Raw genomic sequence first — 25552 nt, 5'->3', positions numbered from 1 at the left:
ACCCGCCCCCGACCGCGCCGCCCTGACCGCCCGCCCGAACGGGCACCCCCCGTCCAACCGACGGGGGCGGCCGGCGATTCCCGGATGCGCGGTTCACGCGCCGCCGTTGGTGTGGTGTGCGCCACAACCGCCCCCGCGGCGGGGCGACAACAGCGGGCGGACGGCGGGCCGCGTCCGATGAACTCACGTGACAGCGCCGATTCGCCGACGGTAGCCTCCCAATCCCGCACATTTTCTTACATCGCCCAGGAGCCCTCGCGTGCCCTACCTCGCCGCCGACGACCGCTACGCCTCGATGGAATACCGCAGGACCGGGCGCAGCGGGGTCCTGCTGCCCGTCGTGTCCCTGGGCCTGTGGCACAACTTCGGCGACACCTCGCCGCTGGAGAACCAGCGCGCGGTGCTTCGCCGCGCCGTCGACCGCGGCGTGGTCCACATCGACCTCGCCAACAACTACGGCCCGCCCGCCGGCTCGGCCGAGGCCAACTTCGGCACGCTCTTCGCCCAGGACTTCCGGCCCTACCGCGACGAGCTCTTCATCGCCACCAAGGCCGGGTACGACATGTGGCCGGGCCCCTACGGCGAATGGGGCAGCCGCAAGTACCTGCTGTCCTCGCTCGACCAGTCCCTGGGCCGCATGGGCCTGGACCACGTGGACGTCTTCTACTCGCACCGCTTCGACCCGGACACGCCCCTGGAGGAGACCATGGGCGCCCTGGACTCCGCGGTCCGCCAGGGCAAGGCCCTCTACGCCGGCATCTCCAACTACCCCGCGGAGGCGCACCGCCGCGCCACCGAGATCCTGCGCGGACTGGGCACCCCGCTGCTCATCCACCAGGCGGCCTACAGCATCCTCCAGCGTGACCCGGAGGACGGTGTCCTCGACGCCGTCGGCGACACCGGCACCGCCCTCATCGCGTACTCGCCGCTCGCCCAAGGCCAGCTCACCGACCGCTACCTTGACGGTGTGCCGGCGGACTCCCGGATGGCGCTCGGCCACTTCCTCAAGCGCGACGCCCTGACCGAGCGGAAGCTCGGCCTCCTGCACGCCCTCAACAAGCTCGCCGGGGAGCGCGGCCAGACGCTGGCCCAGCTCGCGCTGACCTGGGTGCTGCGCGACCCGCGGGTCGTCTCCGTACTGATCGGCGCGAGCAGCGTCGCCCAGCTCGACCAGAACCTCGCCGCGCTCGACGCGGGCCCGCTCGGCGCCGACGAGCTGGCCGAGATCGACCGCCTCTCGGCCGAGGCGGGCGTCCGCATCCCGTGACGGCGGCTCTCCGCGCGCAGGGGCCGGCTCCGGCGGGAGCCGGCCCCTGCGCGTCGGTGCCGGGTCAGCCGAGCCGGGCCTCCAGTGCGGCGCGCACGCCGGGCCACTCCCCGGCGAGGATCGAGTAGTACGCGCTGTCGCGGACGGTGCCGTCCACGGCGAGGGTGTGGGCCCGGCGGATGCCCTCGAAGCGGCCGCCGATGCGCTCGATGGCGGCCCGGGAGCGTGCGTTGCGCGCGTCCGTCTTCAAGGTGACGCGGAGCACACCCCACACGTCGAAGGCGTGGGTGAGCAGCAGCAGCTTCGCCTCGGTGTTGCAGGGGGTGCGCTGGGCGGACGCGGCGAGCCAGGTGCTGCCGATCTCGGCGACCGTGGGCACCGCGCCGGTGCGGGGCACGGAGCGGCCCGCGGGCCAGGCGGGGGTGGCCGTCCAGTAGTCGAGGTCGAGGAAGCGGGTGGAGCCGATCAACGCGTCGCGCCGGACGTCCCGTACGGCGAAGGGGAGCGAGGCCCCGGTCGCCTGCTCCTGGAGGGCCTCCTCGATGTAGCGCGCCATCGCCTCACGGTCGTCCGGCACCTTGGTGAAGGCGTAGGTGTCGCGGGATTCGCCGGCGGCGCGCAGCAGCCCGTCCGTGTGGGTTCCGCTCAGCGGTTCCAGGCGGACGTGCCTGCCTTCCAAGATCACGGGTTCGGGCATGCCCCGGATCGTGCTGTCCGGCCGGGCCGCCCGTCAAGCGCGTTTCCGCGGGGCGTGTCGGAGGCCCGGGTCCCAGGATGCGAAAATGGGGGCATGAACAGCAACGACGTGTTCTTCGACATCACGATCGACGGCGAGCCCGCCGGACGGATCGTGTTCACCCTGTTCGACGACGTGGTCCCCAAGACCGCGCGGAACTTCCGTGAGCTCGCGACCGGCGAGCACGGTTTCGGCTTCGAGGGCTCGCACTTCCACCGCGTGATCCCCGACTTCATGCTCCAGGGAGGCGACTTCACCGCCGGCAACGGCACCGGCGGCAAGAGCATCTACGGCGAGAAGTTCGCCGACGAGAACTTCCAGCTCAAGCACACCAAGCCCGGCCAGCTCTCCATGGCCAACGCGGGCCCGAACACCAACGGCTCGCAGTTCTTCATCACCACGATCGTCACCGACTGGCTCGACGGCAAGCACGTGGTCTTCGGCGAGGTCGTCGAGGGCATGGACGTCGTCAAGAAGGTCGAGTCGCTCGGCTCGCGCACCGGCGCCACCAGCGCCCGCATCGAGATCGCCAAGTCCGGCACGGTCGCCTGACCCTGTCCCACGGTAGCGGCCCGGCACCGGAGCTCCCGGTGCCGGGCCGCCGTGTTCCGCGGGTCAGCCGAAGGCCTTGACCGCCTGGTAGTAGGTCCACGCGGTGCTGTTGCAGGCGGTCGCGGTGGCGCCGCCGTAGTTCGCGCAGATGCGCTTGAGGTCCTCGTAGAAGGCGCTGTCGAGACGGCTCTTGTTGGCGGAGAAGGCACCCATCGCCTTGTAGTTGCGGTAGCCGAAGTCGTGCCGGGCGCAGGAGTTCTGGAACGGGAAGCCGAACGGGTTGTCCGGGGAGCTGCTGCAGTAGTCGGTGGACCAGTCGAAGCCGTAGGCGGCCCAGGCACCCTGGTTGCCGCGGGCCGACCACCAGGTGTTGTAGCTGGAGGCGCTGGTCTGGGTCCAACTGGCCAGCACCTGGGCCTTGTCGGCGGGGGCGGCCTGGGCGGGGACGGCGAGGACGACGGTGGCGACGGCGGCGACCGCGGTGGCGGCGAAGCCGGTCGTGATTCGGCGCATGGGGACTCCAGTCACTGACGGGCGCGTTGTGACGCGCGGGCATGGGGGTGCAACCGGATGCGGAATCGAACGGGTGGTACTGGTGTGCGAAGCCAGGATGGAGCCGCGGCGGTCTATGCGAGTAGACGCCGGATGGCAAAACTTGCATGAACATGACGACGCGCCGCCGACGGCGATCGTCGACGGCACGTCAAGAGGCTGAAACCGTGGTCTGGTTCAGTTCCCCGCGGGCCCCACGGCCTGCACGCTTCCCCTACGGGGCGTCAGGCGGGCCCGGCTCCACCGGCTCCGGGTGCTCCCAGCGCGGATGATGACGGCGGGCCCACTCCGGGGTGACGAACCCGGTGCGCATCCCCAGCCGCGCCTCGGGGTCGCCCGCCGCCATCCACAGGTGGCCCGCCACCACGGTCGCCACCGCCAGGGCCAGCCAGTCGTGGACGAAGGTCGCTCCGGTACGCCACACCACGCCGCTCAGGTGCGGGAACATCATCAGCAGCCCGGTGCCGAGCATGACGAGCACCGCACCCGCGGCGAAGGACGCGTACAGCTTCTGCCCCGCGTTGAACTTGCCCGCCGTACGCCGGTCGCGGGGCACGCGGCGCAGTGCGTCGCGCAACCAGCCCCCGTCGTACGAGGCGAACCGGTTGAGCAGCCGCAGGTCGCGCCGGAAGGCACGCGAGGCGAGACCCAGGAGGGCGGGCAGCGGCAGGGCGATGCCGGACCACTCGTGGACGGTGACCACCAGCCGCCGGCGGCCGACGAGTTCGGCGAGCGGCGGCAGGTAGAGGGCCGCGGCCGTGACGAGGCAGACGAGCATCAGCGCGGCCGTCGCCCGGTGCACCCGGCGCTCGCCGGGCGTGAACCGGCGCACCCGCTCAGGACGTCGGGTCATCGCTGCGTCCGTTCGATCGGCCGACCCAGGCGTCGACGTCGTAGCCGTAGCGCTCCCAGTAGCCGGGGCGCACGTCCGGGGTGACCTCGATGCCCGAGAGCCACTTGGCGGACTTGTAGAAGTACATCGGCGCCACGTAGAGCCGCACGGGGCCGCCGTGGGCCGTGGTGACCGGCCTGTCCTGCATCCTCAGCGCGACCAGGACGTCGTCCCTGCGGGCCTGTTCGAGGGTGAGGCTCTCGCTGTACACCCCGTCGAAGCAGGCGAAGCGGACGGCCCCGGCACCGTCCCGCACCCCCGCGAGGTCGAGGAGGTGGGACAGCCGCACCCCCTCGAAGGGCGTGCCGGGCACACGCCACCCGGTCACGCACTGCACGTCGCGCACCAGCCGGGTCTGCGGCATCGCCCGCAGGTCGGCGAGGGTGTGGGTGGCCTCCCGGTCGACGAGGCCGGAGACGGTGAGGCGGTAGTCGGTCGCGTCCCGGTGGGGGACGGAGTTCGCCACGTTGTAGATGCGGAAGCCGCCGCCCCCGGGGAGCAGTCCGCTGAGCCCGGTCGGGTCCTTCCCCGCCACCTGGGAGAGCGCCGAGTCCAGGCCGTCCTGCGCGCGGCTGCCGAACGCCACCCCCAGGGCGCCCAGCCCGAGCATCCCGAGCACCACGCGCCGGCCGACCGGCGTGCCCTTGTCTTCCATGCCCCTCACGGTAATCCCGTGCGGCACGGTTGCGGTGCGCCGGGGCGCTGCGTAAGGAGGGCGTAATAGGTCCGGCACCTGCGCGACCGATAGACGTCAGGCATAATCTTAAGTGTCCGGTTTCCGTCCACCGGCCGTCATCACGACCGGTGGACGCGCCGGACGGCGGGCGGCACTACGGAAGGCGCAGGATGAGTCGCGTATCGCAGGCGGAGGCAAAGGCCAACCGGGAACGGGTGGTGGCGGCAGCCGCCCGGCTCTTCCGTGAGAACGGTGTGGCCTCGGTCGGCATCGCGGACGTCATGAAGGCCATCGGGCTCACACAAGGCGGCTTCTACAAGCAGTTCGACTCCAAAGCCGCGCTCGTCGACGAGGCGACCGCCAAGGCCTTCGCCGACAACCTGCGGGACCTCGAGGCCCTGGAAGAGGAGAACGGCGGACACCAGGCGGCGTTGAGGTCGCTGCTCGACACCTACTGCTCCGTCGAGCACCGGGACGACCCCGGCGACGGCTGCCCCGGGGCCGGTTTCGCCGGCGACGTCGCCCGCCGGCCCGAGCACCGGAAGACCTACGCGGAAGGCGTCGAGGAAGTCGCGGCGTGGATAGCGCCCGGCGAGGCCGGCCTGGCCGCCTACGCCACCCTCGTCGGCGGCATCCTCCTCGCCCGCGCCACCGCGGGCACGCCTCTGTCGGAACGGATTCTCAACGCCGCGCACACAGCGGCGGCGAACACCGCCGACGGCACTCGGCCGGCGGCCGGCTGACGTCCGGCCGCCCCCGCAGGGCGGCACATATGCAACGCCGAAGGGCCGGAGGCGGTTGCCCCCGGCCCCTGGAGACGGGGATGCCCGACGCCGGTGTCAGCCGGCGTAGCGCCCGGCGGGGTGCGTGAGCGACAGACCGGGGACGAGTTCCCGGCGGGCGTTCTCGTACTCCTCCCACCTGGCGAGCTCCGCCAGCGAGGGGATCGTGACCGACTCGCCCGCGTCGAGACCGGCGAGCCCGGCCCGCGCGGCGTCGCGGGGCGTCATGACGGCCTCCTTGGGCAGCTGGTCCAGTTCGATGCCCGAGCCGTCCCAGATCGCCGTCTCCAGCGCTCCCGGCACCAGGAGCTGCACCCGGACGCCGGAGTCCGCGAACTCCTGCGCCAGGGCCTCGGTGAACGCGATCATGTACGCCTTGGTCCCGCTGTAGACCGCGCTCACCGGCAGGATGTTGAGGGCGAGGGCGGACGAGACGTTGACGATCGTGCCGGTGCCCCGGCCGGCGAAGGCCTTCGCCGCGCCGGCCGCGAGCCTGGTGGCGGAGGTCAGGTTGAACGTGATCAGCGACTCCAGCCGGTCCGGGTCCGCCGCGGACAGGGGGCCGAACAGGGCGCTGCCGGCGTTGTTCACCAGCATGTCGATGGAGGAGTCGGCCGCCAGGAGGTCCTCGACGCTCCGCATGCCCTTCGGGGTGGCCAGGTCGGCGCTCAGCACCGAGACCTCCACACCGTAGCGCTCCGCCAGGCCGGCCGCGGCGGACTCCAGCCGCGCCTGGTCGCGGGCGACGAGCACCAGGTCGCGGCCCCTCGACGCCAGCTCCTCGGCATAGGCGGCGCCCAGACCCGCGGTCGCTCCGGTGACGAGCGCCGTCCCGGCATTCGGTGTGGACATGGTCATCCCTCTTTCCTGGTCACGCACGGAATTTAGATGGCTAACATAATCTAAGAATCGCGCACGCGTCCAACGCCAGGCCCAGCGCATGGGACACGCCGCGAGGATCAGTCGCCGCGCGGACCGCACACCCTTTAGATGGGAACGCGATCAGGACGCGCCCGGCGAACGACCCACCCCAGATGAGGCGCCACGTGAAGTGAGGTCCGCATGACCCTGCCGTCGCTGCTGCTGGTGCCCGGAGCCTGGCACAAGCCCGAGCACCTGCGACTCCTCGTCGACGAGTTGCCCGACGTCGACGTCCGCACCGTGGCCCTCACCTCGTGCGGCGACGACCCCGCTGCGCTGGGCGACATGTACTCCGACGCGGCCGCCGTCAGGGCCGCGGTCGAAGCCGTCGACGGGCCCGTGGTCGTCGTCGCGCACTCCTACGGCGGCATCCCCACCACCCAGGCGCTCGCCGGGGCGGCCCGGGTCAAGAGCATCGTCTACCTCGCCGGGTTCCAGCTCGACACGGGCGACTCCCTGCTGTCGAGCGTGGGTGGCGAACCCGCCTCGTGGTGGGAGTTCCACCGGCAGGAAGGAACCGGCGACTTCCTCACCGTCGCGGACCCGGTCGACGTGTTCTACACGGACGTGGACCGGGGCCTCGCCGAGGAGGCGGCAGCGGCCATGGGTTACCAGTCCTACGTCGCCAACACCCAGGAGCTGACCTCGGTCGCCTGGCGGACGATTCCCAGCACCTACGTCGTCTGCGAGGCGGACCACGCCCTCCCGCCCCCCGTCCAGGAGGTCTTCGCCCGGCGCGCCGACCGGACACTGCGCCTGGCGAGTTCGCACTCCCCCTTCCTGTCCCGGCCCTCCGAGCTCGCCCGGCTCGTCCGGCACGAACTCGCCCTGGCCTAGCCGATCTCCAGGCCCGCGTAGTTCTCCGCGAGTTCGGCCGCCGCGTGCGGGGAGGCGGCGATCCGGTCGAGCTGGGAGATCTGCAGCCGGGTGTCGAAGTCGCTCTGCGCCGGGTCGGTGTGCAGGGTCGTGGTCATGAACCAGGAGAAGTGCTCGGCGCGCCACACCCTGCGCAGGCAGGTGTCCGAGTAGGCGTCGAGCAGGGCGGTGGAGCCGGTCTCCTTCAGGTGGGCGAGCGCGCGGGCCAGCACGATGACGTCGGCGGCCGCCAGGTTGAGCCCCTTGGCGCCGGTCGGCGGCACGATGTGCGCGGCGTCCCCGGCGAGCAGGACCCGGCCCCAGCGCATCGGCTCGGTCACGTAGCTCCGCATCGGCAGCACGGCCTTCGAGGTGATCGGGCCGCGTTCCAGCTTCCAGTCCCCGTCGACGGCGAAACGGGCGTCCAGTTCGTCCCAGATCCGCGCGTCGGACCAGTCCGCGGGATCGGTGCCGTTCGGCACCTGCAGGTAGAGCCGGCCGACCTCGGCGGAGCGCATGCTGTGCAGCGCGAACCCGCGGGGCGAGTGCGCGTAGATCAACTCCTCGCAGGACGGCGGGACGTCGGCCAGGATGCCCAGCCACGAGAAGGGGTACACCCGCTCGTACGTCTGCCGGGCGTGCTCCGGGACCGCCGCCCGCGTCACGCCGTGGAAGCCGTCGCAGCCGATGACGTAGTCGCAGGTGAGGGTCTTCTCCCGGCCCCCGTGGCGGTAGTGGACCACCGGGCGGTCGGTGTCGGCGCCCTCGACGGAGTGCGCGTGGGCGCCGAACAGCAGCGGCGCCCCGTCCTTCAGCTGGAGGGCGATCAGGTCCTTGACCACCTCGGTCTGGGCGTAGACCCACACACGCCGGCCCCCGGTGAGCGTGGGGAAGTCCAGCCGGTGGGAACGGCGGTTCCAGCGCAACTCGATGCCGTCGTGGACCAGGCCCTCGCGGTCCAGCCGCTCGCCCGCGCCGGAGGAGCGCAGCACGTCGACCGTGCCCTGCTCCAGGATCCCGGCGCGCTGGCGCTGCTCGACGTAGTCGCGTTCACGGCTCTCCAGGACGACGCAGTCGATGCCGGAGGCGTGGAGCAGGCGGGCCAGCAGGAGGCCGGCGGGGCCGGCGCCGATGATGCCGACGGTGGTGTGGTGCTGCATGTGTTCTCCTACTCCTCTTCTTCCTCGAGGACGCGGTTCGCGACGGCGAACGCGGCGTTGGCCGCGGGGACGCCGCAGTAGACGGCGGACTGGAGCAGGACCTCCTGGATCTCCTCCCGGGTCAGGCCGTTGTTGCGGGCGGCGCGCACGTGCATCGCCAGTTCGTCGAGGTGGCCGCGGGCCACCAGCGCGGTCAGGGTGATGCAGCTGCGGGTGCTGCGGCTCAGCCCCGGCCTCGTCCAGATCTCACCCCACGCGTAGCGGGTGATGAAGTCCTGGAAGGGGGCGGTGAAGGCGGTGGTGCGGGCGACCGCCCGGTCGACGTGCGCGTCCCCGAGCACGGCGCGGCGGACGGCCGTGCCCGCGGTGTGGCGGGCGCCGTCGTCGGCGGCCGGCTCGGTGGCGAAGTGCTGCAGGAGCGCCGCCAGGACGGGGGCGGGACGCTCGACGCCGGCCAGGTGGGCGGCGTGCGCGACCTCGGTGAGGCTCGCGTCCGGGATGCCGTCCGCGAGGACGCGGGCGTCCGCGACCGGGGTCGCCGGGTCGCCGCGACCGGCGACGACGAGGGTGGGCGCGGTGATCCGCGGCAGTTCGGCACGTACGTCGAAGGCCGCGAGGGCCTCGCAGAGGGTGGCGTACGCCTCCGGGTCGGCGGCGCGCAGGTCGTCCAGGAGGGCGCCGGCGGCGGGGGCGCCGGCGAAGGCGGGGGTGAACCAGCGGCCGGCCGCGGCGTCGGCGACGGGTCCCGTGCCCTTGTCCCTGACCAGGGCGGCGCGTTCCCGCCAGCCGTCCGGGTCGCCGAAGTCGGCGGAGGAGCACACGATCGCGAGCGCGGCGACCCGTTCGGGGTGGTGGATCGCGAGCCAGGTCCCCACGGCGCCGCCGAGGGAGATGCCGGCGTAGGCGAAGCGCCCCGCGCCGAGCGCGTCGGCGAGCGCCAGCACCGAGCGGCCCAGGTCCGCGACCGTGCCGCCCCCGGGGAGCAGCGAGGCGGGGGAGCCGCCGTGGCCGGGCAGGTCCCAGCGGATGACGCGGTGGCCGCGGGCGAGGGCCGGGACCTGCGGGTCCCACACGGCGAGCGAGGTGCCCAGGCTCGGGCCGAGGATCAGCGGGGGCAGGCCGGGGGCGCCGTCCACCCGGTGGTGCGGCAGTCGCGGTTCCACGGCCTCGTGCGGCGTGCTCATGCGGGCTCCTCGCGGATGGTGCCGGGTGCGTGCGGCGTCGTCACGGCGTCCTTTCCGGACCCGGCGGCCGGGGCGGCGGCCGCCCGGGTCCGAGGGCCCCCCGACATGGGGTACCCCGATCGGCCCCGCTCGCGGAAGGGGGCGTGGGCGGTCATGCGGACGTCCCCGGGGGACCGGTGCGGCGCAGGGCGCGGTCGACGAGCGCGCCGGCGCGACCGGTGTAGCGGGTGGGGTCGGTGAGTTCCCGGAGGCGCTCCCCGGGGAGCAGGCCGCCGAGGGCCGGGTCCTGCGCGAGGGCGGCCTCGAGCGTGATCCCGTCCTCGGCGACGCGCCTGGAGGCGTGCGCGAGGGCGGACTTGGCCTCGCCACGGCCCATGACGGCGGTCAGGGCGGCGGCCAGGCGTTCGGTGACCACCAGCCCCCCGGTCGCGTCGAGGTTCTCTCGCATGCGGTGCGGGTGGACGCGCAGGCCCGCGGCGAGTGCCGCGGCGTCCCGGGCGGCGCCGCCGACGAGGCGCAGGGCCTCGCGCAGCGGCTGCCACTCGGCGTGCCAGGCGCCCGCCGGACGCTCGTCCTCGGCGGCCAGCGAGCCGTACAGCACGGCGGCGAGCGCGGGCACCTGGCGGGCCGCGGCGGCGATGAGCGCGGCGCGGACGGGGTTGGCCTTGTGGGGCATGGCCGAGGAGCCGCCGCCGGAACCCTCGGTGACCTCGCCGGTCTCGGTCCGCGACAGCACCAGCACATCGGCGGCGGCCTTGCCCAGCGCGCCCGCCGTGAAGGCGAGGGCCCCGGCGAGGTCGGCGACGGGGGTCCGCAGGGTGTGCCAGGGCAGTGCGGGCTCCGCGAGTCCCGTCTCGGCGGCGTAGGCGGCGAGCAGTCCCGGACCGGCGGCGTCGCTCACGTCCGGTGCGTCGCCGGCGCCAGGGGCTGCGGAGTCCGCCTCGGCGAAGGCGCCGAACGCGGCGAGCGTGCCCGCGGCGCCACCCAGTTGTGCGGGCAGGGCGCCGCGGACGGCCGTCAGGCGGTCGTGCGCGTCGAGGACCAGGGCGCGCCAGCCGGCCGCCTTGAGTCCGAAGGTGGTGGGGACGGCGTGCTGCGTCAGGGTGCGTCCCGCCATCGGGGTGTCGCGGTGTTCCGCGGCGAGCCTCCCGAACGCTTCCGCCGCGGCGGCGAGGTCGTCCAGGACGGGGCGCAGCGCACGATATGCGGCGAGCATGGCCGCGGTGTCCAGGACATCCTGGCTGGTGGCGCCGCGGTGCACATAGGTGGCGGCCGTCGCGTCCCGCTCCCCCACGGCCGCGGTCAGGTCGGCCACCAGCGGGATCACCGGATTGCCGCCGGACCGGGCGCGCAGCGCCAGGTCGCGCGCGTCGAACCGGCCGGACTCGGCCGCGGCGGCGGTCACCGCGGCCGCCGCGGAGGCCGGTGCGAGCCCCAGCGTGGACTGCGCCCGGGTCAGCGCGGCCTCGGCGTCGAGCATGGCCCGCACATAGGCGGCGTCCCCGGTCGCCTCCTCGACGGCCGATCCGGCCCGGACCGGGGAGAGCAGGCCGACGTCCGCGGCGGGGTCAGTCGAAGGCAAGGAAAACCGTCTCCTCATGCACTCCGTCGTACTGGAGCCGGACGTCGAAGCGGTGGACGCGCCCGCCCTCCGGAGTGGCGACCAGGGTGGCGCGCCGTTCCGGCTCCAGGGAGCCGAGCAGCGGGTCGCCCTCGGCGTCGCCGAGGTAGACCCGGGTGTGCAGGTGGTGGAGCAGACCGCGGGCGAAGACGATCAGCGACAGATAGGGCACGCCGCCGGGCGGCAGCGTACGGATCAGCCAGTGCCCGTCCGCGTCGGTGGCGACGCGCCCGAAGCCCGTGAACGTCAGTCCGTCGCGCCCGAGGACCGCGCCGGTGACCGGGTCGCGGCGCAGCGAGCCGGGGGCGCCGTGGCGGGAGCCGTCGGGTGCGGGCTGCCAGACCTCGATGAGCGCGTCGGGTACGGGCAGGCCGGCGCCGTCGTAGACCCAGCCGTGGACGGTGATCGTGTCCGGGTGCCCGGCGGGGGCGAGGTCGCCGCCCTTGGGGAAGGGCAGCGCGTAGCCGTAGAAGGGGCCGACGGTCTGCGACGGCGTGGGGGCCGCCGGCTCGCCGCTCATCGGCCCTCCTCGATCCAGGTGGCGGCCGGGCCGTCCAGGACGATGTCCCAGCGGTAGCCGAGCGACCATTCGGGGGTGGACAGGTCGTGGTCGTACGTCGCGACGAGCCGTCGGCGGGCCGCGTCGTCGGTGACGGACTGCAGGATCGGGTCGTACGGGAAGAGCGGGTCCCCGGGGAAGTACATCTGGGTGACCAGGCGTTGGGTGAACGCCGGGCCGAACAGCGAGAAGTGGATGTGGGCCGGGCGCCAGGCGTTCAGGTGGTTGCGCCAGGGGTAGGCGCCGGGTTTGACGGTGACGAACTCGTAGGAGCCGTCGTCCCCGGTCAGGGTGCGGCCGACGCCCGTGAAGTTGGGGTCCAGCGGGGCGGGGTGGTCGTCGCGCTGGTGGGCGTAGCGGCCGGAGGCGTTGGCCTGCCAGATCTCGACGAGCTGCCCGCGTACGGGGCGGCCCGCGCGGTCCAGGACGCGCCCGGTCACCTTGATGCGCTCGCCCAGCGGCTCGGCCCGGTGCTGCCGCGTCAGGTCGTGGTCGAGGGCGGTGACGTCGGTGACGCCGAAGACCGGCCCGGAGAGTTCGACCGCCTCGGGGTCGCCGGCCGCCGCCCCCGCGGCCACCAGCGGCCGTTTGGGGTGCCGCAGCACACTGCTGCGGTAGGGGGCGTAGCCCCGGTCCGGGTGGTCCTGCGCGACGCCGCCGCCGGCGAGGCGCTCGGCGTAGGCCGCGCGCTCGTCGGCGATCTCCGCGGAGACCTCACCCTGGGTGAGGGGGCTGCTCATGCGGGCTCCTACCTCTCGAGGACGAGGGCGATGCCCTGCCCGACGCCGATGCACAGGGCGGCGAGGCCGGTACCCGAACCCGCGGCCGCGAGCTGGTGGGCGACGGCCCCGGCGATGCGGGCACCGGAGGCGCCCAGCGGGTGCCCGACGGCGATGGCGCCGCCGCGCGGATTGACGACGGAGGGGTCGAGCTCGGGCCATCCGGCGAGGCAGCCCAGCACCTGCGCGGCGAAGGCCTCGTTCAGCTCGACGGTGTCCAGGTCGCCGAAGCCCTTGCCGGCCTTGGCGAGCGCCTTGCGCACGGCCTCGACGGGGGCGAGGCCGAAGTAGTCGGGCTCGATGCCGGTGACGGCGGAGGCGCGGATGCGGGCGAGCGGCTCGCGGCCGGTGGCCTTCAGCCCCTCCTCGTCCACGATGAGCAGCGCCGCCGCCCCGTCGTTGAGGGGCGAGGAGTTGCCCGCCGTGACGGTGCCGCCGTCCTTGCGGAAGGCGGGCTTGAGCCGGGCGAGCGCCTCCATGGAGGTGTTGTCGCGGACCGTCTCGTCACGGGGCAGGTCCACGCCGTCGACCGGGACGACCTCGGCCTCGTACAGGCCGTCCTTCCAGGCGCGGGCCGCCTTCTCGTGGCTGGCCACCGCGTAGGCGTCCTGCTGCTCCCTGGTGATGCCGTACCGGTCGGCGATCAGCTCGGCGCTCTCGCCCAGCGGGATGGTCCACCGCGGGTCCATCGCCGGGTTGACCATGCGCCAGCCGAGGGTGGTGGAGTACAGCTCCTGGGAGCCCGCGGGGAAGGCGCGTCCGGGCTTGGGCAGCACCCAGGGAGCGCGGCTCATGGACTCCACGCCGCCCGCGACGGCGACGGAGACGTCGCCGACGGCCACGGCGCGGGCGGCCTGGATCACGGCCTCCATGCCGGAGCCGCAGAGCCGGTTGACCGTGGTGCCGGGCACGGTGACGGGCAGCCCGGCCAGCAGTGCCGCCATCCGGGCGACGTTGCGGTTGTCCTCGCCGGCGCCGTTGGCGTCGCCGAAAAAGACGTCGTCGATCCTGGCCGGGTCGAGTCCGGGCGTGCGGGCCGTCAGCGAGGCCACGACGTGCGCCGCCAGGTCGTCGGGGCGCACCCCCGACAGGGCGCCGCCGTACTTGCCGACCGGGGTACGGACGGCGTCGACGATGTACACCTCACGCAGCTGCCCGCTCATCGGGCGCTCCCTTCTGCGGCGACGGCGACGTGCACCGGGGCCGCGGTCTTCTCCAGGATCTCCTCCGCGGTGACGCCGGGGGCGGTCTCCACGAGGACGAGTCCCCCGTCGGTGACGTCCAGGACGCCCAGGTCGGTGATGATCCGGTCCACACAGGCCTTCCCGGTGAGCGGCAGGGCGCACTCCCGGAGGATCTTGGGACTGCCGTCCTTGGCGGTGTGAGTCATGGTGACGATGACCCGCCGGGCGCCGTGCACCAGGTCCATGGCGCCGCCGATGCCGGTGACGAGCTTGCCGGGGATGGCCCAGTTGGCCAGGTCGCCGCGGGCCGAGACCTGCATGGCGCCGAGCACCGCGGTGTCGATGTGGCCGCCGCGGATCATCCCGAAGGACAGCGCGGAGTCGAAGAAGGCCGCGCCGGGCAGCACGGTGACGGTCTCCTTGCCGGCGTTGATCAGGTCGGGGTCGGCCTCCTCCTCGTACGGGAAGGGGCCGGTGCCGAGGATGCCGTTCTCGGACTCGAGGACGACCTCGACGCCCTCGGGGAGGTGGTTGGGGATCAGCGTCGGCAGGCCGATGCCGAGGTTGACGTACTCGCCGTCGCGCAGTTCGCGGGCGGCGCGGGCGGCCATCTCGTCGCGTGTCCAGGCCATCAGGCCCGCACCTCCCTGGCGGTGACGGTACGGAATTCGATCTTCTTGTCGGCGGCCTGCTCGGGCGTGAGCGCGACCACGCGCTGGACGAAGATGCCGGGCAGGTGCACCTGGTCGGGGTCGAGCTCGCCGGGCTCGACGAGCTCCTCGACCTCGGCGACGGTGATCCGGCCGGCCATCGCGGCGAGCGGGTTGAAGTTGCGGGCGGACTTGTTGAAGACCAGGTTGCCGTGGCGGTCGCCCTTGGCGGCGCGCACGAGGGCGAAGTCGGTGGTGATGCCGCGCTCCAGGACGTACTCGGTGCCGTCGAAGGAACGCACCTCCTTGGGCGGCGAGGCGAGCGCCACTCGGCCGTCCCCGTCGTAGCGCCAGGGCAGGCCGCCCTCGGCGACCTGGGTGCCGACGCCGGCCGGGGTGTAGAAGGCGGGGATGCCGCAGCCGCCCGCGCGCAGGCGCTCGGCCAGGGTGCCCTGCGGGATCAGTTCGAGCTCCAGCTCGCCGGCCAGGTACTGGCGGGCGAACTCCTTGTTGGCCCCGATGTAGCTGCCGGTGACGCGGGCGATGCGGCGCGCGGCCAGCAGGACGGCGAGGCCCGAGTCCAGGGCGCCGCAGTTGTTGGAGACGACGGCGAGGCCGCCGACCCCGGCTTCGTACACGGCCTGGATCAGCGCGTTCGGCACGCCGCTCAGGCCGAAGCCGCCCACCGCCAGCGACGCGCCGTCCTGGACGTCCGCTACGGCCTCAGCGGCCGAGGCGACCACCTTGTCCATCCTGCGCCCACCTTCTTGTTCGTCCAGTGAACTTAAGTTCACAATTGTTCGTGCCCGAGTCTGATCCTCGGTCGCCCGCTCTGTCAACGTTCCGGGGCGGTACGGTTTCGACGACCTTTCGCCACGCTGGAGTGCTGATGACACCGCTGACCACCGCGACCGCTCCCCCGCCGCAGGAGGCCGTCGGCCCCCTCGTGCGGGGACTCGCGGTGCTGCGCGAGCTGGCCACGGCCGGCGGCCGCCGCTCGGTCGGCGACCTCGTGCGCGCCACCGGCCTGGCGCGCTCCACGGTGGACCGGGTGGTCAGCACCCTCGTCCGCACCGGCTACCTGCGCGTCGAGGGCCGCGACGCCGTCCTCGCCCCCCGGCTGATGGAACTCGGCAACGCCTACCTCGCCGCCAGCCGCTTCCCCGACCTGCTCGGACCGCTCGCCGACGCCCTCGCCGACGGCCTGGACGAGTCCGTGTCCATCGCGGTGCCGGACGGCGACGGGGTCCGCTTCGTCCACCAGGCGACCCGGCGCCGCGCGATGTCCCTGACGTTCCGCATCGGCGACCAGCTGCCCGCCGAACGCGGCGCCCCCGGGGCGCTCTTCGCCGGCGGCTGGGACGACGCCGACTGGGCACGCTGGCGCCGCCGCCGCGAGGAGGACCCGCTGGACGCCGGCTTCCCCGCGCTCCCGCGGGGGCACGGGGACGCCGCCGCCTCCTTCCGGGAGCGGGTCGCCGCCGCGGGTGCTTACGGCTGGTCGGCCGACGACCAGCTGATCGAGCCGGGCCTGATCGCCGTCGCCGTCCCCGTACGGGACGGCGACGGGCGGCCGGTGTGCGCGGTGAGCGTGGTCAGCCACACCAGCAGGCACAGCGCCGGGTCGCTGCGCGAGGCCGTGCTGCCCCGGCTGCGGGAGACCGTCACCGCCATGGAGGAAGCCCTCGCACGGCCCGCGGACGGCCCGGCCCCCGCGCCCGCCGGCGCGTCCCCCGCCACCTGGACGCGGGCCTCCAAGCAGGAACTGGGACCGGAGTTCGTGGAGTCCCTGGCCCGCGGCCTCGCCGTGCTCACCGCCTTCGGCGAGGGGCAGGGCGAACTGCCCCTCACCGCCGTCGCCGAGGCCACCGGACTGGCCCGCGCCACCGCGCGGCGCTCCCTGATCACCCTGGAGCACCTGGGCTACGTCGCCTCCGAGGGCCGCCTCTTCCGGCTCACCCCGCACGTGCTGGAGCTGGGCTGCGCCCATCTGTCGCGGCTGACGCTGCCCGAGATCGCCCAGCCCCACCTGGTCGGGCTCGTCGAGGCCGTGCACGACTCCGCGTCGATGGCGGTGCTCTCCGGCGAGGACATCCAGTACGTGGCCCGCGTCCCCACCGTGCGCATCATGAGCGTCAACATCACGCTCGGCACCCGCTTCCCCGCCTACGCGACCGCGATGGGTCGCGTCCTGCTGGCGGGGCTCCCCGAGCGGGAACGCGCGGCGCACCTCGGGCGCACCGACTTCACGCGGCTGACCCCGTACACCGTCACCGACGCGCCGCACCTGGCCCGGGTCCTGGACCGGGTCGCCACCGAGGGGCACGCCCTGGTCAGCGAGGAGCTCGAGGAGGGACTTCGGTCCATCGCCGTGCCCGTCCACGACCGCGGCGGCCGGGTGGTCGCGGCGATCAACGTCTCCATGCACGCCAGCCGCCGCTCCGTGGAGCAGTCGCGCTCCGAACTGCTGCCCCCGCTGCTGGAGGCCGCCGCGCGCATCGGCGGCGACCTGCGCGTGGTCGGCCGCTACGCCCGCGTGCCGGCCGGCTGAGGAGCCTGTGGACAAGTGGTCCACGGCGTCCGCGAGCGGGCATCATCGAGGGACGCGGGACACGGGGGACGCGGGCACGCGAGGGGGTGGGCGATGAGCACGGTGTGGGCGTCGTTACGGGCGCTGCTGGCGATCGTGCTGCTGGTGGGGCTGGTCGTGCTGATCGGCGGGCTCGGGATCGGCGTCCTCGCGATGCTCGCCCTCTTCCTGCTCGCGGCCCGCGACGGCCAGACGGACATCGCCATGCGCGGTGTCCTCTTCGCGGCGGCGGCCGTCCCCCTGCTGCTGACCATGGTCCAGGGGCTGGGCGCGATCACCCGGTCGGCGCCCCCGCGCGCCGACGCGGTGCCGGTGTCCCGCGAAGAGGCCCCCGCGCTGTGGGAGTTGGCCACCGGCATCGCCTGGCGGGTCGGGGCGCGCCCGCCGGACGTGCTGCTGCTCACCGGGGACGTCAACGCCTCGGTGGCGGAGGACGGGGCCGCGCTGGGCCTGCTGTCCGGGCAGCGGCGGCTCCATCTGGGCCTGCCCCTGCTGGCGAGCCTCACCCACGCGGAGCTGCGGGCCGTGCTGGCGCACGAGTTCGGCCACTTCTCCCACCGCCACACGCGTTTCGGCGCCGTCGCGTACCGGTGCGACGTGGCACTGGCCACGACGCTCGGTCAGTGGAACACCGGCAGGAAGTGGTTCTCGCTCCCCCATCTCGTGGTGCGCGGCTCCGTCCGGCTGTACGCGCTGGCCTTCCACCGGCTCACCTTCGCCGTACGACGCCGGCAGGAACTGGAGGCCGACCGCACGGCGGCGAGCCTGGCCGGACGGGAGGTGACGGTGTCCGCGCTGCGCGCGACGCACGGCACCGCGACGGCCTGGCGGAGGTTCCGGCAGGAGTGGCTCGATCCGTCCGCCCTGGCGGGGCTGCACCCGGACAACCCGTATCTGGCGTTCCGTTCGCTCCTCGGCGAGCTGGGCGTCCGTCGCGAACCGGTGGACGACGACCGCACCCGTCCGCACCGGCGCGACTCCCACCCCCCGCTCGGCCTGCGGCTGCGCCGCCTGGAGGAACTCGACGTCCCGCCCGGGGAGGACGACGGCACGGGGGCGCTCCGGTTGCTGCCCGGGAACCTGGGCCGGGTGCTGACCGAGCTGCGCGGTCCGCTGGCCCACAGCCTGACGACCCTGCCCTGGGAACGCTGGATCGAGCTCTCCGCCAACCGCGCCGCCGGCACGCGCGCCTGGGACCTGCTGCGTGCCGCGTCGCGCGCGACCGGGGAGCGGCTGCCGGGGCTGGACACCGTCCTGCGACTGCTCGCCGACGAGGGACCGGCGCCGCTGGTCCGGGAGTTCGACGGCACCCGTGAGGACCTCTCGGAGGCGCTGTACGCACTGGTGGGCCACACCCTGCTCAGGGAGGGGCGGGCCTCCTGGGTCCCGCTCTGGGGCGGCGGCACCCGCTTCGTGTGCGACGGCCTGGCCGACGACGGACTGCGGGCGCTCGTCGCGGAGGCGCTCTCCGAGCCGCCCGTCCTCGACCGGCTGCGGCTCCACCTCACGCTCCTGGACGTGGACCCCGACCGCTCGGGGCCGCCCGACCCGGCGAATCCGTGGCTGGAGGAGCCGGCGGACGGCACGAAGGAACCGTCGTTCCAGGGGCGGCAGTTCACGTTCGTGGCCGACCCCGACGCGGAGGAGCAGCGGAAGCGCCAGACCCGTGTCGCGCTGATGACCATGGGCGCCGCCGTCCTCGTCGGCGTCATCGTGGGGACGGCCGGGGGCGGCGACGACACGACGCCGGCCCCCTCGCCCATTGCGACGCTCTGCCGTGTCGTGGGCGGCGTCCTCCAGTGCGGTCCGGGCATACCCGGCGCGCCCGGCTACCCGACGCCGGACTGGCGGACGGCCTTCCCCCCGTACCGCCCCTCCTTCCCGGCCTACGTCCCGAGCCTGCCGCCCGTGCCCGACTTCTCGCTGCGCCCGATCGCGCCTGCGACGCCCCGCTGAACACCTGCCGCCCTACAGGACCCCGATCCGCTGCAGTGCCCGGGTCTGGCGGCCGGAGGGCCGCAGCGGCCAGTACAGGTAGCAGACGCCGCCCGTGCCGGTGCGCAGCTGCCCGTCGGCGGTGTAGCGCTTCGTCCTGAGCCAGATCGTCTCGAACTGCGCCCGTTTGTAGACCCGGCGCACCGAGGCGTCGTCGGGGCTCGCGGGATCGTTGGCGATGACGTCGCCGTCGGCGGTGAAGCCGATGACGCACATCAGGTGCCCGGAGGTACCGTAGCCCGCGCCGTCCAGCTCGGTGGCGAGGAAGGACTGGGACGTTATCACCGGGATGCCCGCCCTGATCAGCAGTTCGACGTCGCCCAGGCCGCGCAGCCGGGTGACGACGCCCACCATGTCGCGGTAGGTGGCCGCGTAGGCCGCGTTGAACGGCCAGTTGCCGCAGCCCTCGTACTGGCTGTCGTAGGTGTACCGGGCGGCGTGGTCGACCTGCGGGTCGGCGTACGAGGGGTCGACCCAGGCCAGGTCGGCGGCGGTCGGCTCGCGGCCCCAGTACTCGATGACCATCTGGGAGCCCGTCGGGCTGCACCAGGCCTCGCCGCCGTTGTCGTACTGCGGGTACTGGCCCTTGTGGATCTCCTGCGAGTAGCGCGGCACGGGCAGTTCGACCCCGCGTCCCACGCCCGGCACCGACGCCGGCACCGTGAAGCGGTCCGGTACGTCGGAGGCCATGGCGCCGAGCCGCCAGACGGTGGGGGTGACGCGCGAGCCGGGGGTGCGCAGCAGCGTGAGCCGCAGCCGGTACGCGGCGAGGCGCAGGCCCGAGGCGGCGTCGTCGACGGAGAGGGTGTCGGTCCAGACACTGCTCCTGCCGTCGCTCTGGTCGTCGACGGAGGTGCGCCTGATGTCCGCGTCGCCGGAGGCCCAGCGGCCCATCACGTACCACGGGGAGAGACTGCCGTCGGTGTAGGTGGCGCGCAGCTCGACCTGGATCCAGGTGCCGGGCGGCGTACGGGCGTTCCAGGAGGCGACGATCTCGGTCGCAGGGTGCCGCGGTGTGTGCTCGGGGGAGGTCCAGGTGGCCGTCTCCCACGCGGCGGTGGAGTGGGTGTGCGGGTCGGTGTACTCCATGGTGCCGGTCGGACGCAGGATCGCCACGCCCGGGCGCGGACCGGGCACGACCCCGGTGCCGTAGGTCCGGCCGCGGTGCCAGTCGGCCCACCGTGTCCAGGCCCGGTAGTCCACGGCGGCCGGGTCGCCGTCGTGGGCGCCCGGCGTGCCCACCACCTCGCCGGCGAGGTCGCACGCGTCCGCGTCGGACGCGGCGAAGGCCCGCGGGGCGGTCGTCGCCGCGGCGGCCGCCGCAATGGCGGCGGCCAGCACCGTACGACGCGGGGTCGGTCGGGTCATGGCGGTGTCCCCCTGTCATGAGCATGGACGACAGGTGCACAACTATCGCTCCACGCGCGCCTTTCGACCAGCACCCCCGAAAGGATCCGGGCACATTCATTGGTCGATACCTCTGACACAGAGAAAGGCGGGAGCCGGAGAACCGTCAAGCATATCCTCGCCGTTTCGGCCTAATTCCTCATATTGAACTACCGGAAAAGCATCGAACGGAGTGTCATACGGCGACTCGGGCGGACCGATGAGAATGTGGCGCCGCTGGCCGACCGCACGCCGTCCCGGAGGAACCGCCCCATGACATTCGCCGCCGCCAGGGGCGTACGCACACTGGCCGGCCTCGCCCTGCTGTTCACCGGCGCCGCCGGGTGGCAGGCGTCCGCGGGCGCGGCGACCACGCCGCTCCCGGCGTCCTGCACGACGTCGGTGCCCTTCCGCTCCGGGACGGAGGGCTACCACACCTTCCGGATCCCGGCGGTCGTGCGCATCGGGGGCGCCGCCCTCCTCGCCTTCGCCGAGGGACGCCGCAACTCGGCGGCGGACGACGGCGACATCGACGTCGTGCTGCGGCGCTCCTACGACGGCGGCTGCACCTGGGAACCCCTCCAGGTGATCGCCGACGCCGGCACCCAGACCTTCGGCAACCCCGCCCCCGTGGTGGATCCCCGCACCGGGCGCGTCGTGCTGCTGGTCTGCCGCGACACCGGTCCGGAACGGCTCGTCTACGAACTGCACAGCGACTCGGGCGGCCTGAGCTGGTCCCCGCCCCGCGACATCACCGCCACGGTCAAACCCGGCAACTGGCGCTGGTACGCGACCGGTCCGGGGCACGCCATCGCGCTGACGAGCGGCCCGCACGCCGGCCGCCTGCTGGTGCCCGCCAACCACACGTCCGTCCTGGCCGGCCGGACCGTGCACGGCGCCCACGCGCTCTACAGCGACGACAGCGGCCTGACCTGGCACATCGGCTTCGTCCAGGCGCTCCCCGGCGACTGGCTCAACCTCAACGAGAGCACCATGGCCGAACTCGCCGACGGCAGGGTCTACGTCAACAGCCGTGACGACCACGGGTTCTCCGCCCCCACCCGCGCCGACGCCTACAGCCCGGACGGCGGTCTCAGCATCAGCGGCATCTTCCGGCCGCAGGGCGCCCTGGAGGGCCCCGAGGTGCAGGGCAGCGTGCTGCTCACCCGCACCGGGGCCCTGCTGTACTCAGGCCCCGCCGACCGCGCCAAACGCCGTCTGATGACCGTCCGGGTCAGCGGGGACCAAGGCGCGTCGTGGACGTCCGGGCCCCCCGTCAGCGACTCTCCCGCGGCTTACTCCGACCTCGTCGAGCTCGCCGACGGCACCGTCGGCCTGCTCTACGAGACCGGAATCACCTCCCCGTACGAGTCGGTGACGTTTACGCGGTTGACGCAAGGACCGAACGGGTGGATTCCCACACCCGGGGCCGGAGCGGTTCGTTGAGCAGGGTCCACAGAGCGATCTTCCATAAGGAGAACGAATGATGCGCATCGCTAAGGCCGCGGCCCTGACCGCTGTCGCCGGCGCCACCGTGCTGGGCGCCGCGGGCGCCGCCGGCGCGACCGACCACGGTCGCGGCTACGACCACGGCGGTGCCTCGGCGCAGGCCGCCGCCGTCGGCTCCCCCGGTGTCGCCAGCGGCAACGTCATCCAGATCCCGGTCAGCGTCCCGATCAACCTGTGCGGCAACACCATCAACGCCATCGGGCTGCTCAACCCCGCGCTCGGCAACGTCTGCGTCAACGCGTGATCCGGCGGCCCCACGGGGGCCGCGGGGCGACGCGCCGAGGGGCGTACGGGACATCCCGTACGCCCCTCGGGCTGTGTGCGGTCCGGCGGGACGCCGCGGCCGTGCCCCTTTCCGGCGCCGGCCGCGGATTCACGCGGAATGGGCGGCCATTTCCTCCGCCAGCGCCGCCGCGAAGGAATCCACGTCCTCCTCGGTGGTGTCGAACGAGCACATCCAGCGGACCTCGCCGGTCGACTCGTCCCAGAAGTAGAAGCGGTAGCGCTTCTGCAGCCGTTCGCTGACCTCCCGCGGAAGCACCGCGAAGACCGCGTTGGCCTGGACGGGACGGACGACGGTGACGCCCTCGACCGCGCGGACGGCCGACTCCAGCCGCCGGGCCATCGCGTTGGCGTGACCGGCGCTGCGCAGCCACAGGTCACCGGAGAGCAGCGCCTCGAACTGCACCGAGACGAAGCGCATCTTGGAGGCGAGCTGCATGGACAGCTTCCGCAGGTGCTTCATCGCCCGCACCCGCTCCGGGTTCAGCACCACGACGCACTCGCCCAGCAGGAGCCCGTTCTTCGTACCGCCGAAGGACAGGACGTCCACACCCGCGTCGGTGGTGAACGCGCGCAGCGGCACCCCGAGGGTGGCCGCGGCGTTGGCGATCCGCGAGCCGTCGAGGTGCACGGCCAGACCCCGCTCGTGGGCGTGGTCGCAGATCGCGCGGATCTCTTCCGGCGTGTAGCAGGTGCCCAGTTCGGTGGACTGCGTGATCGAGACGACCTGCGGCTGCGCGCGGTGCTCGTCGTCGAAGCCCCAGGCCTCCCGGTCGATCAGCTCGGGGGTGAGCTTGCCGTCCGCGGTGGGCACGGTGAGCAGCTTCAGCCCGCCCATCCGCTCCGGGGCGCCGCCCTCGTCCACGTGGATGTGGGCGGAGGCGGCGCAGACGACCGCGCCCCAGCGCTCGGTGAGCGCCTGCAGGGCCACGACGTTGGCGCCGGTGCCGTTGAAGACCGGGAACGCCTCGGCCCGCGGGCCGAAGTGGCCGCGGAAGACGTCCTGGAGGTGGGCGGTGTACTCGTCCCCGCCGTAGGCGACCTGGTGGCCGCCGTTGGCGAGGGCGATCGCCGCCAGCACCTCGGGGTGGATCCCCGCGTAGTTGTCGCTCGCGAAGCCACGGACCTCGGGGTCGTGGTGCCGGACCGCGTCGGTCGGGGATGCTGCGCTCACGGGCGGGGTGTCAGCCACTGGCGGGTTCCGTTCACTTCCTCGGCGGGCCGGCTCCACACGTCCGCGATGGCGTCGGCCAGGTCGGTCACATCGGTGAAGCCCGCGAACTTGGCGTTCGGGCGCTCCTTGCGCATCTGCTCGTGCACCAGCGCCTTGATCACCAGCACGGTGGCGGCGGCGCTCGGGCCTTGCTCCCCCGCAAGCTTGCGGAAGGAGTCGCCCATCGCCAGCGTCCACGCCTCGGCGGCCGCCTTGGCCGCGGCGTACGCCGCGTTGCCTGCGGTGGGCTGCGTGGCCCCGGCGGCGCTGATCAGCACGTAGCGGCCGACGGGGCTGGAGAGCAGGCCGTCGTGGAAGGCCAGCGAGGTGTGCTGGACGGTACGGATCAGCAGCTTCTCCAGGAAGTCCCAGTCCGCGAGGTCGGTCTCCTGGAAGGAGGCCGAACCGCGCCAGCCGCCGACCAGGTGGACCATGCCGTCGATCCGCCCGTGCTCCTTCTCGATGCGGCCCGCCCACTCGCGGGTGGCGTCCAGGTCGAGCAGGTCGACGATGTCGCCGGTGATCCCGGCGCCGCCGGCGTCGAAGCGGGCCAGGTCCACGGCCTCGGCGAGCCGCTCGGGGTTGGCGTCGGCGGCGATGACCCAGGCGCCGGCGCGGGCGAGCCGCTGCAACGTCGCGCGTCCGGCGGGGCCGCCGGCCCCCGCCACCGCGATCACGGCTCCGGCCAGGGGTCCCCTGGCCACCTCGTTGGCTTCCGTCATCTGCGCCGCCTCCTCGCCTGGATCGGTCACGCGGCCACCTGGCCGGTGCCGTGGGCCGTGATGCCCTTGGTCGAGGCGATCACATCACGCAGCTTCTTGGCCAGCGCCTCGTAGAACATGCTGAGCGGGAATTCGTCCGGCAGCACGTCGTCCACGAGCTTGCGCGGCGGCTGGTCGAGGTCGAGGGCCTCGGGCCCCTTGGCCCAGACCGAACCGGGGTGCGGCGAGAGGTAGTCCGCGACGAGACCGTAGGCGGCGAACCAGTGCACGAGCTTGGGGCGGTCGATGCCGTCCCGGTACAGCTTCTCGATCTCGCCGCAGAGCTGGGTGGTCACCTGCGGGGCGCGCTGCCAGTCGATGTGGAGCTTGTTGTCCGTCCAGCGTACGGCGTCGTGCTTGTGCAGGTAGGCGAAGAGCAGCTGGCCGCCGAGGCCGTCGTAGTTGCGGACGCGGTCGCCGGTGACCGGGAAGCGGAAGAGGCGGTCGAAGAGGATCGCGTACTGGACGTAGCGGCCCATGCCGTGGCCCTCGCCCTCCAGCTTCACGGCCTCCTTGAAGGTCGTGAGGTCGCAGCGCAGCTCCTCCAGGCCGTACATCCAGAACGGCTGTCGCTGCTTGATCATGAAGGGGTCGAAGGGCAGGTCGCCGTGGCTGTGGGTGCGGTCGTGGATCATGTCCCAGAGCACGAAGGTCTGCTGGCTGAGGTCCTGGTCGCCGAGGAGTTCGGCGGCGTCCTCGGGGAGCTCGAGGCCGAGGGTGTCCACGGCGGCACGGCTCACCGCGCGGAAGCGGGCGGCCTCGCGGTCGCAGAAGATGCCGCCCCAGGTGAAGCGCTCGGGCGCCTCGCGGACGGCGACGGTCTCGGGGAAGAGCACGGCGGAGTTCGTGTCGTACCCGGGGGTGAAGTCCTCGAAGGTGATCGGCACGAAGAGGGGGTTGTCGTAGCGGGTGCGCTCCAGCTCCGACAGCCACTGCGGCCACACGACGCGCAGCGCGACGGCCTCGAGGTTGCGGTCCGGGTTGCCGTTCTGCGTGTACATCGGGAACACCACGAGGTGCTCCAGGCCGTCCTGGCGGTCGGCCGCCGGGTGGAAGGCCAGCAGCGAGTCGAGGAAGTCGGGTACCGCGAACCCGCCCTCGGCCCAGCGGCGCAGGTCCACGACCAGGGCCTCGTGGTAGGCCTTGTCGTGCGGCACGAGCGGGGAGAGGTCCTCGACGGCGCTGATCACCCGGTGCAGGGCGCTCTCGGCGGCGGCCGGCTCGGGCGCGCCCTCCGCGGAGAAGTCGATCGAGCCGTCCTTGGTCTGCCAGGGGCGGATCTCCTCCACCGCCTGCTTCAGGACCGCCCAGGCCGGGTGCCGGACAATGCCGCCGCCGGACACACCGGTCTCGCTGGTGGCTGCGCTGTCCATCGATGCCGCTACCGGCGACAGAATTTCCGTCATGACCCCTCCTTCGCTGAAGAACCTCTTGTCAGCTCACCGT

25 protein-coding genes are annotated in these 25552 nt (G+C 73.3%); 8 read left to right on the top strand and 17 right to left on the bottom strand.

The annotated features are described in order from the left end of the window. Positions 1-259 precede the first annotated feature (259 nt). Positions 260-1267 (top strand): aldo/keto reductase, encoded by a 1008-nt coding sequence (locus ABZ479_RS33880; protein ID WP_499603056.1) that lies wholly within the window; start codon positions 260-262, stop codon positions 1265-1267. Positions 1268-1331: 64 nt separating this feature from the next. On the opposite strand, the gene ABZ479_RS33875 is transcribed toward ABZ479_RS33880, so the two are convergent. Further along, positions 1332-1964, bottom strand: a complete 633-nt coding sequence (locus ABZ479_RS33875; protein ID WP_500465139.1) for a GNAT family N-acetyltransferase — start codon at positions 1962-1964, stop codon at positions 1332-1334. A gap of 93 nt (positions 1965-2057) precedes the next feature. Here ABZ479_RS33875 and ABZ479_RS33870 point away from each other — a divergent pair, with 93 nt between their 5' ends. Further along, on the top strand, positions 2058-2555 hold the full coding sequence (locus tag ABZ479_RS33870) for a peptidylprolyl isomerase (RefSeq protein ID WP_018562386.1): 498 nt from the start codon (positions 2058-2060) through the stop codon (positions 2553-2555). A gap of 63 nt (positions 2556-2618) precedes the next feature. Here the strand turns inward: ABZ479_RS33870 and ABZ479_RS33865 are convergent, their stop codons facing one another. The 3 genes from ABZ479_RS33865 to ABZ479_RS33855 form a co-directional block, all read right to left on the bottom strand. Then, positions 2619-3068 carry a phospholipase gene (locus ABZ479_RS33865; protein ID WP_500465138.1) on the bottom strand — a complete coding sequence of 150 codons (450 nt, stop codon included), beginning with the start codon at positions 3066-3068 and terminating at the stop codon, positions 2619-2621. A gap of 253 nt (positions 3069-3321) precedes the next feature. Beyond that, entirely contained in the window at positions 3322-3960 is a 639-nt protein-coding gene (locus tag ABZ479_RS33860; RefSeq protein ID WP_500465137.1) for a cytochrome b/b6 domain-containing protein, read from the bottom strand. Continuing rightward, positions 3944-4654, bottom strand: coding sequence for a molybdopterin-dependent oxidoreductase (locus ABZ479_RS33855; RefSeq protein WP_500465136.1), 711 nt, complete (start codon positions 4652-4654; stop codon positions 3944-3946). Before ABZ479_RS33855 ends, ABZ479_RS33860 begins: the two co-directional genes overlap by 17 nt. Before the next feature lie 191 nt (positions 4655-4845). Here ABZ479_RS33855 and ABZ479_RS33850 point away from each other — a divergent pair, with 191 nt between their 5' ends. Beyond that, positions 4846-5418 carry a TetR/AcrR family transcriptional regulator gene (locus ABZ479_RS33850; protein WP_500465135.1) on the top strand — a complete coding sequence of 191 codons (573 nt, stop codon included), beginning with the start codon at positions 4846-4848 and terminating at the stop codon, positions 5416-5418. Positions 5419-5514: 96 nt separating this feature from the next. On the opposite strand, the gene ABZ479_RS33845 is transcribed toward ABZ479_RS33850, so the two are convergent. Further along, positions 5515-6309, bottom strand: coding sequence for an SDR family NAD(P)-dependent oxidoreductase (locus tag ABZ479_RS33845; RefSeq protein ID WP_500465134.1), 795 nt, complete (start codon positions 6307-6309; stop codon positions 5515-5517). 210 nt (positions 6310-6519) lie between these two features. Between ABZ479_RS33845 and ABZ479_RS33840 the strand changes: the two genes are divergently transcribed. Then, positions 6520-7215, top strand: a complete 696-nt coding sequence (locus ABZ479_RS33840; RefSeq protein WP_500465133.1) for an alpha/beta hydrolase — start codon at positions 6520-6522, stop codon at positions 7213-7215. Here ABZ479_RS33840 and ABZ479_RS33835 read toward each other — a convergent pair. From ABZ479_RS33835 to ABZ479_RS33800, 8 genes are all read right to left on the bottom strand, one after another. Beyond that, positions 7212-8393, bottom strand: a complete 1182-nt coding sequence (locus ABZ479_RS33835; RefSeq protein ID WP_500465132.1) for a 4-hydroxybenzoate 3-monooxygenase — start codon at positions 8391-8393, stop codon at positions 7212-7214. The genes ABZ479_RS33840 and ABZ479_RS33835 overlap by 4 nt on opposite strands. A gap of 8 nt (positions 8394-8401) precedes the next feature. Further along, positions 8402-9577: a bifunctional 3-oxoadipate enol-lactonase/4-carboxymuconolactone decarboxylase PcaDC gene (pcaDC, locus tag ABZ479_RS33830; RefSeq protein WP_500465131.1), complete on the bottom strand. Its 1176-nt coding sequence runs from the start codon at positions 9575-9577 to the stop codon at positions 8402-8404. Positions 9578-9728: 151 nt separating this feature from the next. Beyond that, entirely contained in the window at positions 9729-11177 is a 1449-nt protein-coding gene (pcaB, locus tag ABZ479_RS33825) for a 3-carboxy-cis,cis-muconate cycloisomerase (protein ID WP_500465130.1), read from the bottom strand. Further along, the gene (gene pcaG / locus ABZ479_RS33820) at positions 11146-11718 is read right to left on the bottom strand and encodes a protocatechuate 3,4-dioxygenase subunit alpha (RefSeq protein ID WP_500465129.1); all 573 of its coding nucleotides are present in this window, start codon (positions 11716-11718) and stop codon (positions 11146-11148) included. The genes pcaB and pcaG overlap by 32 nt, the downstream gene beginning before the upstream one ends. Further along, complete coding sequence (pcaH, locus tag ABZ479_RS33815) at positions 11715-12497, bottom strand: protocatechuate 3,4-dioxygenase subunit beta (RefSeq protein WP_500465128.1); 783 nt, start codon at positions 12495-12497, stop codon at positions 11715-11717. Before pcaH ends, pcaG begins: the two co-directional genes overlap by 4 nt. 8 nt (positions 12498-12505) lie before the next feature. Next, complete coding sequence (locus tag ABZ479_RS33810) at positions 12506-13699, bottom strand: thiolase family protein (RefSeq protein ID WP_500465127.1); 1194 nt, start codon at positions 13697-13699, stop codon at positions 12506-12508. Further along, positions 13696-14352, bottom strand: coding sequence for a CoA transferase subunit B (locus ABZ479_RS33805; protein ID WP_499603070.1), 657 nt, complete (start codon positions 14350-14352; stop codon positions 13696-13698). Before ABZ479_RS33805 ends, ABZ479_RS33810 begins: the two co-directional genes overlap by 4 nt. Next, complete coding sequence (locus tag ABZ479_RS33800; RefSeq protein ID WP_500465126.1) at positions 14352-15122, bottom strand: CoA transferase subunit A; 771 nt, start codon at positions 15120-15122, stop codon at positions 14352-14354. The genes ABZ479_RS33805 and ABZ479_RS33800 overlap by 1 nt, the downstream gene beginning before the upstream one ends. A 137-nt stretch (positions 15123-15259) precedes the next feature. On the opposite strand from ABZ479_RS33800, the gene ABZ479_RS33795 reads away from it, so the two are divergent. After that, a complete protein-coding gene (locus ABZ479_RS33795; protein ID WP_500465125.1) occupies positions 15260-16921 on the top strand; it encodes an IclR family transcriptional regulator domain-containing protein in 1662 nt (553 codons plus the stop codon). Between the two features lie 93 nt (positions 16922-17014). Beyond that, a complete protein-coding gene (locus ABZ479_RS33790; protein WP_500465124.1) occupies positions 17015-18916 on the top strand; it encodes a M48 family metallopeptidase in 1902 nt (633 codons plus the stop codon). Positions 18917-18928: 12 nt separating this feature from the next. On the opposite strand, the gene ABZ479_RS33785 is transcribed toward ABZ479_RS33790, so the two are convergent. Further along, positions 18929-20323: a C39 family peptidase gene (locus ABZ479_RS33785; protein WP_500465123.1), complete on the bottom strand. Its 1395-nt coding sequence runs from the start codon at positions 20321-20323 to the stop codon at positions 18929-18931. A gap of 291 nt (positions 20324-20614) precedes the next feature. On the opposite strand from ABZ479_RS33785, the gene ABZ479_RS33780 reads away from it, so the two are divergent. Together ABZ479_RS33780 and ABZ479_RS33775 are read left to right on the top strand one after the other, a co-directional pair. Beyond that, the gene (locus ABZ479_RS33780) at positions 20615-21787 is read left to right on the top strand and encodes a sialidase family protein (protein ID WP_500465122.1); all 1173 of its coding nucleotides are present in this window, start codon (positions 20615-20617) and stop codon (positions 21785-21787) included. Between the two features lie 37 nt (positions 21788-21824). Next, positions 21825-22094, top strand: coding sequence for a chaplin (locus ABZ479_RS33775; protein WP_499603076.1), 270 nt, complete (start codon positions 21825-21827; stop codon positions 22092-22094). A 129-nt stretch (positions 22095-22223) separates the two neighbouring features. On the opposite strand, the gene ABZ479_RS33770 is transcribed toward ABZ479_RS33775, so the two are convergent. Genes ABZ479_RS33770 through ABZ479_RS33760 form a run of 3 tightly spaced genes read right to left on the bottom strand, consistent with a single transcriptional unit; the run spans position 22224 to position 25512 of the window. Then, a complete protein-coding gene (locus ABZ479_RS33770; protein ID WP_500465120.1) occupies positions 22224-23306 on the bottom strand; it encodes a threonine aldolase family protein in 1083 nt (360 codons plus the stop codon). Further along, the gene (locus ABZ479_RS33765; protein ID WP_499603292.1) at positions 23303-24067 is read right to left on the bottom strand and encodes an SDR family oxidoreductase; all 765 of its coding nucleotides are present in this window, start codon (positions 24065-24067) and stop codon (positions 23303-23305) included. Before ABZ479_RS33765 ends, ABZ479_RS33770 begins: the two co-directional genes overlap by 4 nt. A 26-nt stretch (positions 24068-24093) precedes the next feature. Next, positions 24094-25512: a DUF6421 family protein gene (locus tag ABZ479_RS33760; protein WP_500465119.1), complete on the bottom strand. Its 1419-nt coding sequence runs from the start codon at positions 25510-25512 to the stop codon at positions 24094-24096. Positions 25513-25552: the final 40 nt, after the last annotated feature.

Source organism: Streptomyces sp. NPDC005722, assembly GCF_040630935.1.
Taxonomy (GTDB): domain Bacteria; phylum Actinomycetota; class Actinomycetes; order Streptomycetales; family Streptomycetaceae; genus Actinacidiphila.
The sequence above is the reverse complement of the archived record's forward strand: the minus strand, read 5'-3'. Positions and strand labels throughout refer to the sequence as shown.

Coding starts and splice junctions, on each gene's coding strand:
- ABZ479_RS33795 (WP_500465125.1), top strand. CDS start 15,260: ATGACACCGCTGACCACCGCGACCGCTCCCCCGCCGCAGGAGGCCGTC.
- pcaG (WP_500465129.1), bottom strand. CDS start 11,718: ATGAGCGGCGAGCCGGCGGCCCCCACGCCGTCGCAGACCGTCGGCCCC.
- ABZ479_RS33785 (WP_500465123.1), bottom strand. CDS start 20,323: ATGACCCGACCGACCCCGCGTCGTACGGTGCTGGCCGCCGCCATTGCG.
- pcaH (WP_500465128.1), bottom strand. CDS start 12,497: ATGAGCAGCCCCCTCACCCAGGGTGAGGTCTCCGCGGAGATCGCCGAC.
- ABZ479_RS33790 (WP_500465124.1), top strand. CDS start 17,015: ATGAGCACGGTGTGGGCGTCGTTACGGGCGCTGCTGGCGATCGTGCTG.
- ABZ479_RS33865 (WP_500465138.1), bottom strand. CDS start 3,068: ATGCGCCGAATCACGACCGGCTTCGCCGCCACCGCGGTCGCCGCCGTC.
- ABZ479_RS33875 (WP_500465139.1), bottom strand. CDS start 1,964: ATGCCCGAACCCGTGATCTTGGAAGGCAGGCACGTCCGCCTGGAACCG.
- ABZ479_RS33870 (WP_018562386.1), top strand. CDS start 2,058: ATGAACAGCAACGACGTGTTCTTCGACATCACGATCGACGGCGAGCCC.
- ABZ479_RS33800 (WP_500465126.1), bottom strand. CDS start 15,122: ATGGACAAGGTGGTCGCCTCGGCCGCTGAGGCCGTAGCGGACGTCCAG.
- ABZ479_RS33805 (WP_499603070.1), bottom strand. CDS start 14,352: ATGGCCTGGACACGCGACGAGATGGCCGCCCGCGCCGCCCGCGAACTG.
- pcaB (WP_500465130.1), bottom strand. CDS start 11,177: ATGAGGAGACGGTTTTCCTTGCCTTCGACTGACCCCGCCGCGGACGTC.
- ABZ479_RS33780 (WP_500465122.1), top strand. CDS start 20,615: ATGACATTCGCCGCCGCCAGGGGCGTACGCACACTGGCCGGCCTCGCC.
- ABZ479_RS33775 (WP_499603076.1), top strand. CDS start 21,825: ATGATGCGCATCGCTAAGGCCGCGGCCCTGACCGCTGTCGCCGGCGCC.
- ABZ479_RS33835 (WP_500465132.1), bottom strand. CDS start 8,393: ATGCAGCACCACACCACCGTCGGCATCATCGGCGCCGGCCCCGCCGGC.
- ABZ479_RS33810 (WP_500465127.1), bottom strand. CDS start 13,699: ATGAGCGGGCAGCTGCGTGAGGTGTACATCGTCGACGCCGTCCGTACC.
- ABZ479_RS33760 (WP_500465119.1), bottom strand. CDS start 25,512: ATGACGGAAATTCTGTCGCCGGTAGCGGCATCGATGGACAGCGCAGCC.
- ABZ479_RS33855 (WP_500465136.1), bottom strand. CDS start 4,654: ATGGAAGACAAGGGCACGCCGGTCGGCCGGCGCGTGGTGCTCGGGATG.
- ABZ479_RS33850 (WP_500465135.1), top strand. CDS start 4,846: ATGAGTCGCGTATCGCAGGCGGAGGCAAAGGCCAACCGGGAACGGGTG.
- ABZ479_RS33860 (WP_500465137.1), bottom strand. CDS start 3,960: ATGACCCGACGTCCTGAGCGGGTGCGCCGGTTCACGCCCGGCGAGCGC.
- ABZ479_RS33765 (WP_499603292.1), bottom strand. CDS start 24,067: ATGACGGAAGCCAACGAGGTGGCCAGGGGACCCCTGGCCGGAGCCGTG.
- ABZ479_RS33840 (WP_500465133.1), top strand. CDS start 6,520: ATGACCCTGCCGTCGCTGCTGCTGGTGCCCGGAGCCTGGCACAAGCCC.
- pcaDC (WP_500465131.1), bottom strand. CDS start 9,577: ATGAGCACGCCGCACGAGGCCGTGGAACCGCGACTGCCGCACCACCGG.
- ABZ479_RS33845 (WP_500465134.1), bottom strand. CDS start 6,309: ATGTCCACACCGAATGCCGGGACGGCGCTCGTCACCGGAGCGACCGCG.